16 protein-coding genes and 2 pseudogenes are annotated in these 14,649 nt (G+C 41.0%); 4 read left to right on the plus strand and 14 right to left on the minus strand.

Translation table 11 applies throughout. The annotated features are described in order from the left end of the window. The first annotated feature begins 133 nt into the window (after positions 1–133). Positions 134–328: a hypothetical protein gene (locus HNR63_RS05805; protein ID WP_181520112.1), complete on the plus strand. Its 195-nt coding sequence runs from the start codon at positions 134–136 to the stop codon at positions 326–328. A 218-nt stretch (positions 329–546) separates the two neighbouring features. On the opposite strand, the pseudogene HNR63_RS05810 reads toward HNR63_RS05805, so the two are convergent. Then, positions 547–798 (minus strand): annotated as a pseudogene (locus HNR63_RS05810) (ferritin-like domain-containing protein); the annotation flags it as partial. Positions 799–992: 194 nt separating this feature from the next. Here HNR63_RS05810 and HNR63_RS05815 point away from each other — a divergent pair. Further along, the gene (locus HNR63_RS05815) at positions 993–3,077 is read left to right on the plus strand and encodes a DNA topoisomerase III (RefSeq protein ID WP_181520222.1); all 2,085 of its coding nucleotides are present in this window, start codon (positions 993–995) and stop codon (positions 3,075–3,077) included. A 23-nt stretch (positions 3,078–3,100) separates the two neighbouring features. Here HNR63_RS05815 and merA read toward each other — a convergent pair whose 3' ends face one another. Beyond that, positions 3,101–4,717: a mercury(II) reductase gene (merA, locus tag HNR63_RS05820; protein WP_181520113.1), complete on the minus strand. Its 1,617-nt coding sequence runs from the start codon at positions 4,715–4,717 to the stop codon at positions 3,101–3,103. Further along, positions 4,714–5,121: a mercury resistance transcriptional regulator MerR gene (gene merR / locus HNR63_RS05825; RefSeq protein ID WP_181520114.1), complete on the minus strand. Its 408-nt coding sequence runs from the start codon at positions 5,119–5,121 to the stop codon at positions 4,714–4,716. Before merR ends, merA begins: the two co-directional genes overlap by 4 nt. A 168-nt stretch (positions 5,122–5,289) precedes the next feature. On the opposite strand from merR, the pseudogene HNR63_RS05830 reads away from it, so the two are divergent. Then, positions 5,290–5,613 (plus strand): annotated as a pseudogene (locus tag HNR63_RS05830) (VOC family protein); the annotation flags it as partial. Here the strand turns inward: HNR63_RS05830 and HNR63_RS13875 are convergent. The 11 genes from HNR63_RS13875 to HNR63_RS05880 form a co-directional block, all read right to left on the minus strand. Then, positions 5,584–6,036, minus strand: a complete 453-nt coding sequence (locus HNR63_RS13875) for a GNAT family N-acetyltransferase (RefSeq protein ID WP_343047643.1) — start codon at positions 6,034–6,036, stop codon at positions 5,584–5,586. The pseudogene HNR63_RS05830 and the gene HNR63_RS13875 overlap by 30 nt on opposite strands. Positions 6,037–6,066: 30 nt before the next feature. Further along, on the minus strand, positions 6,067–6,189 hold the full coding sequence (locus tag HNR63_RS13910) for a hypothetical protein (protein ID WP_281363161.1): 123 nt from the start codon (positions 6,187–6,189) through the stop codon (positions 6,067–6,069). A 36-nt stretch (positions 6,190–6,225) separates the two neighbouring features. Next, on the minus strand, positions 6,226–6,564 hold the full coding sequence (locus tag HNR63_RS05840; RefSeq protein ID WP_181520115.1) for a hypothetical protein: 339 nt from the start codon (positions 6,562–6,564) through the stop codon (positions 6,226–6,228). Between the two features lie 83 nt (positions 6,565–6,647). Beyond that, positions 6,648–7,742, minus strand: a complete 1,095-nt coding sequence (locus tag HNR63_RS05845; protein WP_181520116.1) for an SDR family oxidoreductase — start codon at positions 7,740–7,742, stop codon at positions 6,648–6,650. 142 nt (positions 7,743–7,884) lie between these two features. Beyond that, complete coding sequence (locus HNR63_RS05850; protein WP_181520117.1) at positions 7,885–8,736, minus strand: SDR family oxidoreductase; 852 nt, start codon at positions 8,734–8,736, stop codon at positions 7,885–7,887. An 89-nt stretch (positions 8,737–8,825) separates the two neighbouring features. Further along, entirely contained in the window at positions 8,826–9,740 is a 915-nt protein-coding gene (locus tag HNR63_RS05855; protein ID WP_395857576.1) for a DMT family transporter, read from the minus strand. Next, a complete protein-coding gene (locus tag HNR63_RS05860) occupies positions 9,737–10,669 on the minus strand; it encodes a DMT family transporter (RefSeq protein WP_085789316.1) in 933 nt (310 codons plus the stop codon). The genes HNR63_RS05855 and HNR63_RS05860 overlap by 4 nt, the downstream gene beginning before the upstream one ends. Before the next feature lie 184 nt (positions 10,670–10,853). Next, complete coding sequence (arsC, locus tag HNR63_RS05865; protein ID WP_143249212.1) at positions 10,854–11,270, minus strand: arsenate reductase (thioredoxin); 417 nt, start codon at positions 11,268–11,270, stop codon at positions 10,854–10,856. 15 nt (positions 11,271–11,285) lie between these two features. After that, complete coding sequence (locus HNR63_RS05870) at positions 11,286–12,584, minus strand: arsenic transporter (protein WP_085789315.1); 1,299 nt, start codon at positions 12,582–12,584, stop codon at positions 11,286–11,288. Between the two features lie 18 nt (positions 12,585–12,602). Then, positions 12,603–12,935, minus strand: coding sequence for an ArsR/SmtB family transcription factor (locus HNR63_RS05875; RefSeq protein WP_021095091.1), 333 nt, complete (start codon positions 12,933–12,935; stop codon positions 12,603–12,605). A gap of 204 nt (positions 12,936–13,139) precedes the next feature. Next, positions 13,140–13,280, minus strand: coding sequence for a YrzI family small protein (locus tag HNR63_RS05880; RefSeq protein WP_084221335.1), 141 nt, complete (start codon positions 13,278–13,280; stop codon positions 13,140–13,142). A 451-nt stretch (positions 13,281–13,731) separates the two neighbouring features. Between HNR63_RS05880 and HNR63_RS05885 the strand changes: the two genes are divergently transcribed. Continuing rightward, positions 13,732–14,649 carry a CobW family GTP-binding protein gene (locus HNR63_RS05885; protein WP_181520118.1) on the plus strand — a complete coding sequence of 306 codons (918 nt, stop codon included), beginning with the start codon at positions 13,732–13,734 and terminating at the stop codon, positions 14,647–14,649.

The raw sequence follows: 14,649 nt of genomic DNA on the forward strand, positions 1-14,649 counted from the left end.
ATTTACACAGTCTATTGTAAAAGTTTACAATGTTGTAACAGTTTCAATCTTTTTTGTAATACAGGTTTGCATTATAATAATAATCGGAATGAATGTTTGAAGATATACAAAGAAAAAAGAAGGGAGGATTTATATGAAACAGTATATTTTCAATTTTAGTACACATCATCAACAACCAGTTGTATGGGAAGAAGCAATTACTGCTCGTGGAATGATGGATGCGTGCATAAAAGCGAAAAAGCTATGCCGCCATTACGAACGAGAAAAACAAATCCCGATCCGTATTCAATACAAAGGTGTTCGCTATTGCAATGAGGATATTGCTTAAATAAGAAAGGACGGATTATGTGGTGTATGCATTTTATCGTAAAACGTAGCTGTAGTTCGTTTCGTCAACTATAAAACAGCTACGTTTTTATTTTCTTTTCTGTCTCAAAAATAAAAGTTTACTTTTTATATGAGATAAATTTTGTATAACTTCCTATAATTTATGTTATGTAAACTAAAAATAAACACGAAAAAAGCGGCAGTTTTTGTTCTGCCCTCTCATGATTTTTCCTTCAAGAAAAAGTATAAAAACCAAACGGCGTGGTTTTGTTCATCAGCCGCTGCTCGGCGAAATGTTTCTTTTATGAACGGGATCGTTATATAGTCCGCAATTTCTAAATAAAAATCGACCGTTTGTTGCTCGTCTTGTAAAGCAATTTCTAACCCACGCTTGAAATCATCCGGACATTGTTCGCTCATTTTCGGTTGAGGACTCTTCCCAGTCAGACTAAAATAAATATGCTCAAATTGTTAGAAATTATCTTTTAGTTTTGTAAAATTTCACAGTTTCATGGTACTCTACCTACTTGGTTGTGAATCGTTCAACTTGTCATACTTCTACCATTTCACCACGTCCCCTTCTTTTTCTTGAAGTGTCAGATGTGCAAACCTCCCCTTCTTCCGCTATACTGAACAAGTAGTCTTGTGATCAGGAGGAAAATATGATGAAATCACTTGTTCTGGCCGAAAAGCCGAGCGTCGCTCGGGAAATTGCCCGCGTGCTTGGTTGTCGGGAGCAACATAAACATTACTTTGAAGGACCGAAATATATTGTCACATGGGCGCTTGGGCATTTAATTGAATTAAAAATGCCCGAGCATTACGATCCAACATATAAAACGTGGCGGTTAGAAGATTTGCCGATTATCCCAGAAAAAATGGGACTGAACGTCATTCGGCAAACGAGCCATCAGTTTCGTGCAATCGAAACCTTAGCAAAACGTCCAGATATTAAAAACTGCATCATCGCCACCGACGCTGGACGAGAAGGCGAACTTGTCGCGCGCTGGATTTTGCAAAAAATCCGTTGGAAAAAACCGCTCCTTCGCCTTTGGATCTCGTCACAAACCGATCAAGCCATTCGCGACGGATTTCAACATTTAAAACCTGGAAAACAGTTTGAACGTTTATATGAATCTGCTGTGTGCCGGGCAGAAGCAGATTGGTTGATTGGGTTAAATGTGACGAGAGCGTTAACGACCAAATATAACGAGCCTCTTTCCGCGGGTCGCGTCCAAACACCGACGCTTGCGATGATGATTGAGCGAGAAAAAGAAATTCAGTCATTTAAACCAGCACCATATTGGACGATTCGTGCCAACGTCGGGTCTGTTGTTGCTTTTTGGGAGCGTAACGGGGAAAAGCGGATTTTTTCAAAAGAACTAGCAGAACAGCTATATGAAAAACTAAAAAACAAGCAAGCGACGGTTATTTCTATCGAACGAAAAACAAAAAAAGAGCCGCAGCCACTTCCGTACGACTTAACCGAGTTACAACGGGACGCAAACAAACGGTTTGGCTTTTCCGCGAAAAAAACGTTAAGTGTATTACAACGGTTATATGAACACCATAAGCTTGTCACATATCCGCGCACCGATTCGCGTTACTTAACGACCGATATGGAACGTACGATGATTAATCGGCTAGAGTCGATGAAATCTGGATACGTAGACGAAATTGCCCCGCTTTTAAAAAATAAAGGGAAAGTGATGGCTCGGCGGGTATTTGATAATGAAAAAGTAACGGATCACCACGCGATTATCCCGACGGAAGAACGATTGGACATCGGCAAGCTTTCTGCCGATGAACGAAAACTATATGACTTAATTGCTCGTCGCTTTTTAGCACTCTTCTATCCAGCATGCGACTATGAAACGATTCATGTTGTTTTTGATATCGACGGCGAAGTGTTTGTCGCGCGCGAAACGCGAGTAGTAAACGCAGGCTTTCGGCGCGTTCTAGAAAAGCAAGAAGAGAAAGCGACCTTCCCTACGTTTACAAACGGACAAATGGTTTCTGTGATATTAGAGAAAAAAGAAGCGCTAACAGAGCCTCCTCTTCGCTATTCCGAAGCTGACCTTTTGTCGCAAATGGAAAAATACGGACTAGGTACGCCAGCGACGCGCGCGGAAATTATTGAACGCCTCGTCGAAACGGAAACGGTTGAGCGAAAAAACGGACGGTTTTATCCGACACCAAAAGGGAAACAATTGATTGAACTTGTCAATGAGGAATTGAGATCGCCGCAGCTGACTGCGCGTTGGGAAAAAGAATTAGAAGCAATTGCTCGTGGAAACGGTGATCCGAAAACGTTCCTCCAACACATCCGCAAGCAAACGGAGCGGTTAGTGGCGGAAATAAAACAAAGCGATCGAATGTATCGTGCCCATAATTTAACTGGCTCTATGTGTCCAGAGTGCGGATCGTTTTTAAAAGAACGAGCGACAAAAGAAGGTCGCATGCTTGTATGCTCGAATATGACATGCCGCTTCCGGAAGCGAAAAGATCCAAAACTGTCGAACCGGCGCTGCCCACAGTGCAAAAAACGGATGGAAATTCATGAAGGAAAAGCAGGTATCTACTTCCAATGTCGCCCTTGCAATGTCATTGAAAAAGCCGACGAGCAGAAAAAAGCAAAACTTGGCCAAAAAGAACGAGCGTTATTGAAAAAATATAGTGCTGAAAACGATTCATTTGGCACAAGTTTAGGTGATTTGTTAAAACAAGCGTTAAATAAGAAAGAAAACTAGAGCCGCTTCCACATGGAAGTGGCTCATCCCGCACAACAAGATAACTTTCCGACATCTTGATCGAACGTTAATGCCGCGAGCTTTAGTCCTTCAGCCATCGTTAAATACGGAGCGAGCGTTTCGTGGAGGTCGTTTATCGTTAAGCCAAATTTGATGGCGAGTGTCGCTGCATAAATGACTTCTCCCGCATGTTCTGCGACAACGTGAGCTCCAAGCAATTTTCCTTTTTTTGCATCTGCGACTAATTTAAAGACACCGGTCGTTTCGTAATTGACAATTGCTCTCGGGACAGCTTCTAACGGCAAAACAGATGTTTTTACTTCGTATCCTTTTTCTTTTGCTTGTTGTTCCGTTAGTCCAACCGTTGCGACTGCGGGGGAACTAAACGTAACCGCTGGGATTGTTTCAAGCTGGATTTTTTTCTGTTGTCCGCCAATAGCGTTTGCTGCAGCGATCGTTCCTTCGTATGCGGCGACATAGACAAATTGTGGACCCAGGATGACATCGCCTGCCGCATAAATGCGCGGATTCGTTGTTTGTAAATAGTCATTCACAACAATTTCACCACACGAACCTGTTGTTACCCCAGCCGCTTCTAAACGCAATGCTGCCGTATTCGGTGTTCTCCCGGTAGCAATGAGCAATTCCTCCGCTTCGATCACTTGTTTTTTTCCATTGATTTCGATATGTATTTTTTTGACGTTTCCGTCTTGCTCGACACGCTCAAAAGACACGCCTGTGAGAAGGTGAATGCCTTGAGTCGTGAGCGCTTTTGTTATTGCTTCTGAAATTTCTTGGTCGTATGTTTTTAATAGCCGAGGGCTTCGTTGCATCAATGTGACGTCAGAACCGAGATGATGAAACAGTTGCCCGAGTTCGATGCCAATATAACTAGAACCGATGACCGCTAATCGTTTAGGTACTTCCTTTCGTTCGAGTAGCGTCGTACTTGTGACGTACTCAACATCTGCAAGCCCAGGGATATTAGGAATTGCCGGAGAAGCACCTGTGGCAATCAGGAAGCGGTTCGCTGATAATTTTTTTTCGTTGACTTCTACTGTCGTTTCGTCTAAGAATACAGCTTCTCCTTGAATAAGCGTAAATCCATATTCATCGATGAGATTGATATATTTCGCTTGGCGTAGGTTTTGTACTAATTCATTTTTTTGTTCGATTAGCGCAGATAAATCGACCGTTCCTGCAGATATATGTAGCCCAAGAAACGGATGATTTTTTGCTAAGTAGTTTATTTCTCCTGCACGGAGCAACGTTTTTGAAGGTACACAGCCGATATTAACGCATGTTCCTCCTATCGTTCCTCGTTCAATCATGGCAACTTTCGCCCCGTATTTTCTTGCCTCGATTGCCGATGCAAAAGCGGCAGCACCAGAGCCGATGATGATATAGTCATATGTTTCTTCGGTTGCTTCGATTTCCACTACTTCTGTCGGCTCATAACCAGCTATCTTTATGGCTTGTTTTGCTACTTCAACATTGGCATGAGGAAGTTCAAACACCGCTTCTCCACGGCGAAAACTAACATCAATAGATGTTGCGCCGAGTTGTTCAAGAATCGAAGCAATATGTTTTTCACAGCTTGGACACGTCATTCCTTCAATACGCATCATATATCTTTTCATGTTGAAAACTCCTCCTCAATTAACGTTTCAATCATCGGGCACTCATATAACGCTTTTTCATCTGGACACCGTTTTTGTAAGTCTTGGAGCACACATACGACTCGCTGTAAGTCTTTGATTTGCTTTTGCACTTCTTCCACTTTTTTCGATACAAATTCATACATATTCGCGCATCGTTCCTTATCTTGATCGACAATGCCGAGCAACCGGTGAATTTCCGTTAGCGAAAATCCGAGTTGTTGCAGACGTTTAATGAATTGGATACGCTTTGCGTCGGCATCGGAATATAAACGATACCCCGCTTCTGTTCGTGTAGGTAGTGGGAGTAGCTGCCGCTTTTCATAATAGCGAATCGTTTCCTTATTCACACCACATCGTTTTGCTAGCTCACTAATCCGATACATCGAATCACCTCACCGTTAGTTTAAGTATAAACCTTGTACTAAGGTACATAGTCAAGCTAGTAAAAAAATTCTACTATTGACAACGAATTGTGAATTGACGATAATTACACACAAGAACATATATTCGCTTTTGTTGTTCTATCATTATAAAGGGGTTGTGAGGAATTTATGGATCAAAAAGTTGTGACATGCCTTATGTTTTCTGGGCAGGCAGAGGAAGCGATTCGTTTGTATACGTCCGTTTTTTCTCTGGCGGAAATCGAACAAATCGTGCATCAAGAAAACGGAATGGTGCTTCATGCCACGTTTCTATTAAAAGGACAACGATTGATGGCGATTGATAATCACGTCGAACAGCACGAGTTTACGCCTGCGATGTCGCTATGTGTCGCGTGTGATATGGAAGAAGAAATTGACCGTGCTTTTGAACAACTATCCCAATCCGGAAAAGTACTCATGCCGCTAGGTGCCTATCCATTTAGCAAGAAATTTAAGTGCCTCGCCATCTTTGGCGCTTTGCCATTGCGTTTGCCACGGGTGTCGTCCCTTATAAAACGGAAGGTGGCTTATTTGTTGTGGGACGGTCGTTTCTACTTGAAATGTTGCGCCATCTAGGAAGTGTGGCACCGCTTCTTGAGATTGTAAATACTCCAGTTCATCCACGATTTCATAGCCGAATTTTTGGTATAGTGCAATGGCTCGCTCATTTTCGCTAATCGCTTCCAATGTTGCAAGCTCAACGCCTGCTTCTTGGTAAATGTCAAGCGTCGCTTCCATTAGCGCGTTTCCAATCCCCGTTTTTCGAAACGCAGGCGCTACTCCTGTGCCGCCGTTCCAAGCCATTGAAATTCCTTTACATTCACGAACGCCGTTTAGCACAATTCCAACTGGCTCATCACGGTGAAAAGCGATAATGGATAACGAAGGAGAAAGCCCTTCTCCTACTCATCGATCCAAAAAGCTTTCTATCGTCAGCTGAATCGGAAAATAATACCCTTCAAATCCAGCATTCCAAGCACGTACCGCTTCTTTTAACGTACATTCTGATAGTCGTTTTATTTGCAACATATTCCCTCCGTCATACCGTAATGTTTTCTTTAGACATCACTTCTTTTTTCTAGACTTACGCAAAAAAAGCGAAAAATCTGACCATCCTTGGGTGATGAGATACGTACGTACTTCGTCCACTCCTAATTCTCTCACACAATCAGCAAGTAGGTTGTAAAGAAACGTTTGTATTTTCTCTTCGCATCGATTAGATAAATTTTCATCGAAACAATACAACTCTATATCGTCCCAAACGTCCTTTACTGTGAGAAAAGGTTCGGGCGTAATTTCTAACGACAACAATTCTTCTTTTATAAGATCTTCCAAAGCCGCAAAACAGTGATTCAATCGCGCTTGTAATTTCTCTAATATATTTGTTGGCTTCTTTACGGACATTGAAGTGAAGTTTCCCTCCTTTTCTCATTCATTTGAAGTGTAGGATCGTTTTTCGATAATTTTAAATAATAGACGTTAAATTTCTAATGAATCGTCAGCTGTTTGGTTGAGTTGTGTCGATGCTTCCGATAATAACGAGCCATCACTGGAATGACATCGCGGAAGTCAGGGCAAGTAATACCTATCTTCGCTAAAGTATTGCGTGCATTTGTTGCGTCGTATACCGACGTACATTCGAAATATTCAAGCGCTTCTTTTTCTACGCGCAACCATTTGCGAATAAAAGAAAACGACATCGCCCATTTGGCAAGACGAAGCGGCAGTGTTCCTTTCGGTTCTTTCCCGAGATATTCCGTCATCATCATCCGATAAATGTCCCTCATTTTGTACGGGTTCGGATCGGTTAAATGATACGTTTTGCCAACCGCTTCGTCCGTATGTGTCAAATAGAGCGTCGCCTCAATAATGTAGTCAACCGGAACAAAATTTCCTTGCGCCCCGCCTTTGCCGAGATACGGAATGATAGGAAGGAACTTCAGACGCTCAAACATATTGAGCATAAAGTACAAACCATCAAATTTCATCGTTTCTCCTGTTTTTGAATGACCAACCACAATGCCAGGGCGAATAATCGTTGTCGGCACGTTGTGCGCTACTTCTCTTACAGCTGCTTCTGCAAGAAATTTCGTTTCTTCGTAATGGTTTTTAAACGCCTGCCCTTTGTCAAGTTCATGTTCGAAAATCAACCCTTGACGCGTTCCTGATACGTATGCAGTACTAAAATATACATAGCGCTGCAAATGCGGAAGGAAGGAAACCCATTCGTTTACTTGTTTTGTTCCCTCTACGTTGACCATTCGAGCAATGTCCTCAGGAACGGCCAAATCGTAAATAGCTGCAAGATGGAACACGTGGGTGATCGATTGTGCCAACATGTGAAGTTGTTTTTCTGAGAGAGAAAGGTTCGACTTCGTAATGTCTCCTTCAACGATTTCCCATTTCGCCTGTGGAAAATGAGTGGAAGAACAAATTCTTTCTTTTTCTGCCATCGCTTTCTCTTTCATACGAGGAAGCACCAATGTATATATTTTTTCTGGGGCCCATTTCGCAATTAGTTCCTCAAGCAACATCGATGAAATAAATCCCGGAAATCCGGTAAAAAAATAAACATTTCCCACCTCTTTCGCCCCCTGCTTAATTTTTGGTCTAAAGCATCTTGTCAATCAATCTTCAACGATTTTACACATCATTTCGCTAAAATTAACAAAACTCCTACTTCCAAATGTATGTTTTCTGTAGTTGTATATGTGGTACTTATTTCTATTTAAGAGATTTCATGATAATCCACTCCCACCACTTCCATGGCAACCAGTTTTTCAACCTTAACGTCAATGTGACTCCTCTCCCTACAGGGTAACGCAAACGAGGAGTCGGCGATTGGACGACTTTAATTATTTGCCTAATGACTTCGTCAGGAAGTGGTGCTGTTTTGACTACTCGATTCACGTATTGCACAATGTTTTTCATTTCTTTTGCATATGGTGAATCCGAACGGACGGACACCCCTTGAAGCCCTTTTGACCAAATGTTTGTTTTGAATGACCCTGGCTCAATTAAGACGACATATACTCCGTACGGCAACATCTCTAAACGAAGCGATTCGCTAAATCCTTCGACAGCAAATTTTGAAGCGACATATGAACCCATCGCCGGAAAACCGACTCGTCCGCTAATGCTGCTAATGTTGATAATCTTACCGCTACGTTGCGTTCGCATAATTGGCAAAACAGCTTTTGTGACGGCCACTAACCCGAAAAAGTTTGTCGCAAATTGACGCTCCCACTCTTCAAGTGAGAGTTCCTCTACAAAACCGCCAGTGGCAAACCCTGCGTTGTTAACTAATACATCGATCCGTCCGTAGCGATTGATTACATCGTGCACGACCGATTCTACCAAGGTGAAATCGGTGACATCGAGAGATACGATTTCTATCCGATCGTACACGCCGGCTTCAGACGCCACGGTTGCAAGCATTTCTTTGTTTTGTATGTTTCGCATTGAAGCAATGACCTGATATCCTTCACGCGCAAGTGCAACGCTTACGAGTAGCCCAAACCCGCTCGAGGCTCCTGTCACTAGCGCCACCGACGGGGAGTTTACATTTTGATTCACAACAATCCTCCTCGCTACTATGAAGACATATTTATTGGAATTAGATAACGATAGGTAATATTCCTGCCATTTTGCAAAATCGACCCCTATCACGCACTGATGGAGGTCGATTTTTTCTTTAGTTTGAGTTCTTTTGTTGTGACAACAAGCATAGCTCCACTCAACACAATCAGTCCCCCAATCATTTGGAGAGATGATATGCTTTCATGTAAAAATACCATTGATAGAAGGAACGTCACGATCGGTTCTATCATACTTAAAATTGCTGCTTTTGTCGGACCGATAATATTCATTCCTGCAAAAAACGTCAACATCGCCAAAACGCTTGAGACGAACGATGTTCCGATAATTGGAAGCCATCCTTTTGCGTCAAATTGAAAATGTAATGTTCCCGAACCGATTCCAAAAACAAAAAAAGACAAAGCGGCAAAGAGTGCAATGTAGGCGCTCGCTGTAATGGGTGGAACGTGTGCGGTCACTTTATTTCCAACGATAATGTACATTGAGTAAACAATCGCTGCTCCAACGGCTAACGCAATACCGAGCGGCTGAATTTTTCCTTCTGGTGCCCCTAATACAAGCAACATACCTAAAAAAGAAATGAGAATCGCTATGATGATGTGCTTTGTTAGCTTTTCTTTATTAATAAAAAACGAAAAAATAGCGACGAATATCGGATTTAAATACAACAACAACGCAGCGAGTGAAGATGGAATATATTTTACTGCCTGAAAATAAAAAGAAGATTGCATCATATAGAAAATGCCACCTAGTAAAAATAAATACAATAAATGTGACCGCGAAACCTTCCAGTTTTTTTCTTTTAACCATAAATACAGAAAAAAGAAAAGCGCAGCCAATGCAAAGCGTAAAAACAACAGAGTTGTCACAGTGACACCGTTGTCATATGCGTATAATGCAAAGATGGGAATAAACGCAAATCCCGTTGCCGATAACAATACGAGGCCATATCCTTTCCACATTTCCCCTGCACCCCAAATCATATATTCGCCCCTTTCTTAATGAGAGGGAACATCACTTTTTCTTGTTTACTGTAAATGTTAAACAAAATACCGCTAAATACAAACGCCGCTCCAACGATATGAGTGATTGTCAAATGTTCATTAAAAAAGATTGTTCCCATCACCGTAGCAGAAATCGGCATGACATTAATGAAAACTGAAGCGGTTGAAGCTCCGACTTTTTGAATACCGTTATACCACCAAACGAAGCTGATAGCCGAAACGACAACGGCAACGTATAAAACGCTTAACCACACATCCCATCCGCTCATTTGGACAGATGTAAAAGAAGTATAGTATAGCGCAAAAGGTGCTAAAAATAACGTTCCAAAACCTGTTGCGTACGTTGTTGCCGCAAGCGGACTATATGTTTTCATTGCCACTTTTCCAATGACCGAATATGTACTCCAGCTGAGACATGCCCCTGCTAGCACAAGATCGATCGGAGCAACACCGATTTCGATAAGTACGGACGGATGACCGTTTGTAATAATATATACAGCCCCAAATACAGCGAGCAACATGCCAAATATACTTCTTCCGTTCAATTTTTCCTTCAAAAATAGTGCAGACAACAATGTAATCAACGGAGCATTGACTGCAATGACTAATGAGCTTTTAACAATGGGTGCATATTTTGTAGCTATAAAAAAGAAAATGTTGTATAAAAACACTCCCGTTAAACCGAGGAGCGCTAACACGATCCAATCTTTTCTCGTCGGAGTTGGTCTATTCGGCTCTTTCCAGTACAATAATGGAAACAAAATCAAACTAGCACCGAAAAAACGAAAAAAAGCAACTGACACAGGATGTAAAGTCGTCGTTGCGATTTTTCCAGCAACAAAGGCACCACCCCAAATCGTAGCAGTTAAAAATAAAAGAATATACGTTTTTATATTTTTTACTGGCACTAAACATCCCCCTTTTGTTCATAAAAACTCGGCTAAAAAGGAAAATAACAATGAGGAGGCTGTGTCCTCCTCATTGTTATGGTCATCCTTTATTCATTGTATGTTCTTTTTTGTCTGAAAACAATATGTTTTCGTTATATTAAGAAAAAAAGCGAGGAGAACGTCTTCTCCTCGTCTTTGTTTTTTACTCTCCCGTTTCGGCAAATCGTTTAATTCGTGCACCAATTTCATCGCGGACACGTTGGAAAACAGCCCATTTTTCTTCCTCTGTTCCTTCTGCTTTAGCTGGATCGTCAAATCCCCAATGAACACGTTTGACATGTGGTGGTGTGACTGGACAATGATCTGCCGCATGTCCACATAATGTAACGACTAAATCGGCTCTGTTTAAAATCTCTTCATTGATAATGTCTGATGTTTGGTTTGAAATATCGATTCCTACTTCTTTCATCGCTTTGACTGCGTTCGGATTTAAACCATGCGCCTCAATGCCGGCGCTATATACTTCCCATTCGTCACCAAGATATTTTTTTGCCCATCCTTCTGCCATTTGGCTACGGCAAGAGTTCCCTGTACATAAGAAATAAATTACTTTTTTCATTTCAATCGACTCCTTTTAATGAATAATAAGTAACCATATATATAACCCAACGAGAGTAATAAATAATGTTGGGATGGTTAAAATTAAACCATTTTTAAAATAAGTGCCCCACGTAATTTTTACTCCTTTTGTTGAAAGCACATGTAACCAAAGAAGTGTAGCAAGTGAACCGATTGGCGTAATTTTCGGTCCTAAGTCCGAACCGATTACATTTGCATAAATTAGCGCTTCGCGAATGATTCCCGTTGTATTCGTATCAGCTATCGCTAGCGCATCAATCATGACTGTCGGCATGTTGTTCATAACAGACGATAAAATCGCTGCGATAAACCCCATGGCAATCGTCGCCATAAACAGCCCTTGATTCGCGGCCGCTTCGATCATATCTGCTAGAATGGTCGTCAATCCTACGTTGCGTAATCCGTATACAACAACATACATCCCAATCGAGAAAAAGACGACAGCCCACGGTGCTCCTTTTAATATTTGTTTCACGTGTACAGCTGGGCTCCGTCTTCCCATCCATAAAAACAATAACGCGACAGCACCAGCAATAAACGAGACAGGGATGTTTACGAATTCACCGACAAAATAGCCGATTAATAAAACCGCAAGAACGATCCACGACAATCGAAACATGCGCACGTCTTTAATCGCTTCAGATGGTTGTTTGATATGCGATAAATTGTAGCGTTTCGGAATGTCCTTTCGAAAATATAAGTAAAGCACCCCGATGCTCGCTGCGAGCGAGAAAAAGTTTGGAACAATCATACGCGATGCGTACTCACCAAAACTAATGCGGAAGAAGTCTGCAGATACAATATTGACAAGGTTGCTGACAACAAGCGGCAACGATGTCGTATCCGCAATAAATCCACTTGCTAAGATGAATGGCAATACGTTTCGTTCATCAAATTGTAATGCACGTACCATGGCTAATACGATCGGTGTTAAGATGAGTGCGGCACCATCGTTTGCGAAAAACGCTGCCACGAGTGCACCGAGAATGGAAACAAATATAAACATTTTAATTCCATTTCCTTTAGCCGCACGCGCCATATGTAACGCTGCCCATTCGAAGAAGCCAATCTCATCTAAAATTAAAGAAATAATGATAATCGCAATAAAAGCAAGCGTCGCATTCCAAACGATGTTCGTTACATCCATAACATCTTGGAAATCAACGACTCCAACAAGCAATGCTAATAAGGCGCCACCGCAGGCAGACCAACCAATGGATAAATTGCGCGGTTGCCAAATGACAAAAACGAGAGTAATAAGAAAAATCAATGATGCAAGAATAACGGAAAGCAAAAAACCACTCCTCTCTTTTTATTCACAACGAATGCGCATTCCTTTTTTCTCAAGTTGACGAATGTGTTCTTTTGGATCTGGCAGATAAGCGAAAATGCATTTCATCATTGGATAAAACTCATGTTGTTTATTTAATGAATAAAACACCCATTGCGCTTTTTTTGTCTCTTTCACTAAATCGTTGTCTTTTAATTTTCGTAAATGCTGGCTAATAGCTGGTTGACTCATTTGTAGCATCTCAACAAGCTCACACACACAACAATCAGTTTCACTTAATATAGCTAAAATCATTAATCTTGTTTTATCGCCTAATAGCTTTAGCATATTTGCTGTCTCTTCGATGTGCTGCATATACCTCCCTCCTTCATCCATTAATCATTATATAAGCATATACTTATATAAACAAGTAAAGATTTTGTAAAGAAAAAAGAGCTGATCCATAGATCAACTCTTTTGGCGTAAAACTAATCGTCATCTACCGTCCAAGTCACGTTTGTTTTCCATCGTTGTTGTTTCATTTTTCATTCCCCCTTCAACATGTATTTGTTTTCCAAATTAAAACAATCGGTACATTGAACATTTTCGATCCATAATCTCTTCTTCGAGTTGATGAATGAGCTGTTCTTGTTCTATTTCTTCAGCCGTCCATATTCTTCGTTGAATAGAAATCGTTAAGAAAAATAAATGAAACTTCATTACTTGCTCACCTCCTTTCAATAAAAAAATCCGCAAGAGAAGATCCCTTTGCGGACTGAGAATAAAAGCCGCAAGGAACAGTACCTTCCTTGCGGCATGTGAGCGCTCATGAAAAGATCAATGTTCTTAACATGGGAAGGGTGGACCAATCTTTCTTTGTTCAGTTGTGTTCCATACTCCTGTCATTGTCATCATGGTCCTTCCCTCCTTTTCAAATGATTGGATATAGTAAATTATATACATGATAAGATGAGATTGTAAATACATAATAAAAATTTTTCCAAAAAGATTACAAAGATATGTATATGAAAGAAAACAAAAGGTATGCAAGGACCAATACATCATTTTTTCTCTTTTAAGCAAATTGTCCATCGATGCACGATATATTTTTCTTGTGCTATTTGTTATTTTTGACTATGATCAAAAAGGAACATGTAGAAAGGGGTATTTTATGCATACAGAGGTATATATTTTATCCGGATTTCTTGGAAGTGGTAAAACGACATTATTAAGGCGACTACTACAAAATGAAAAAGAACGTGGACGGAAAGTGGCTGTGATAATGAATGAAATCGGTCAAGTATCCATTGATTCGCATGCGGTTTCAAAAGACGCTGTGTTAAGTGAGTTATTAAGCGGCTGTGTATGTTGCACCATTCAAGATCAATTTGAAGTAGAACTTCATTCACTTCTTCAACAACATGAGTTAGACGTCATTTATGTTGAAACGACAGGGGTAGCTCATCCTGTTGAAGTGCTCGATGCGTGTATGTCGCCATTGTTTGCTGATCGCATTCAAATGGGAGGCATTATTACGACAATCGACGCAACACGTTGGGTGAATCGTCAACAACTCTCCATTCCTCTGCAAATGTTGTTAAAAGAACAAGTTCGTCACGCGGATGTATTAATTGTCAATAAGACAGATGTATTACGTCCGGATGAACAAGCGAAATTATCGTTTGAGTTACAAACGATCAACAGCGAAGCGCGCACAATTTTCACAACGTTTTCTAATGTACGAATCGAGGATATTCATTTGTTATCGAAGCGGATGAGAAACGAGCATGAGCGAATGAACATCGAAAGACTACGCATTCAAACATACGTACATACATTTGCAAGCCCAATTGACTTAGACGTGTTCGAACAATGGGTACGACAACTTCCTGATACTATTTACCGCATGAAAGGATTTTTACGTTTTACTCATACAAGTGGAGTTTACTCCTTTCAGTATGCATACGGTACACCGCTCTATATGAAAGAGGAAATGAATGTCCCATTACATTTTGTTATCATCGGTGAACAATTGGATAAACAAAAACTAAAACAACAACTCGATGACATGCAAAAAGGAGAAGGTTAA

This window comes from Anoxybacillus ayderensis (assembly GCF_013761015.1).
Lineage (GTDB): Bacteria > Bacillota > Bacilli > Bacillales > Anoxybacillaceae > Anoxybacillus > Anoxybacillus ayderensis.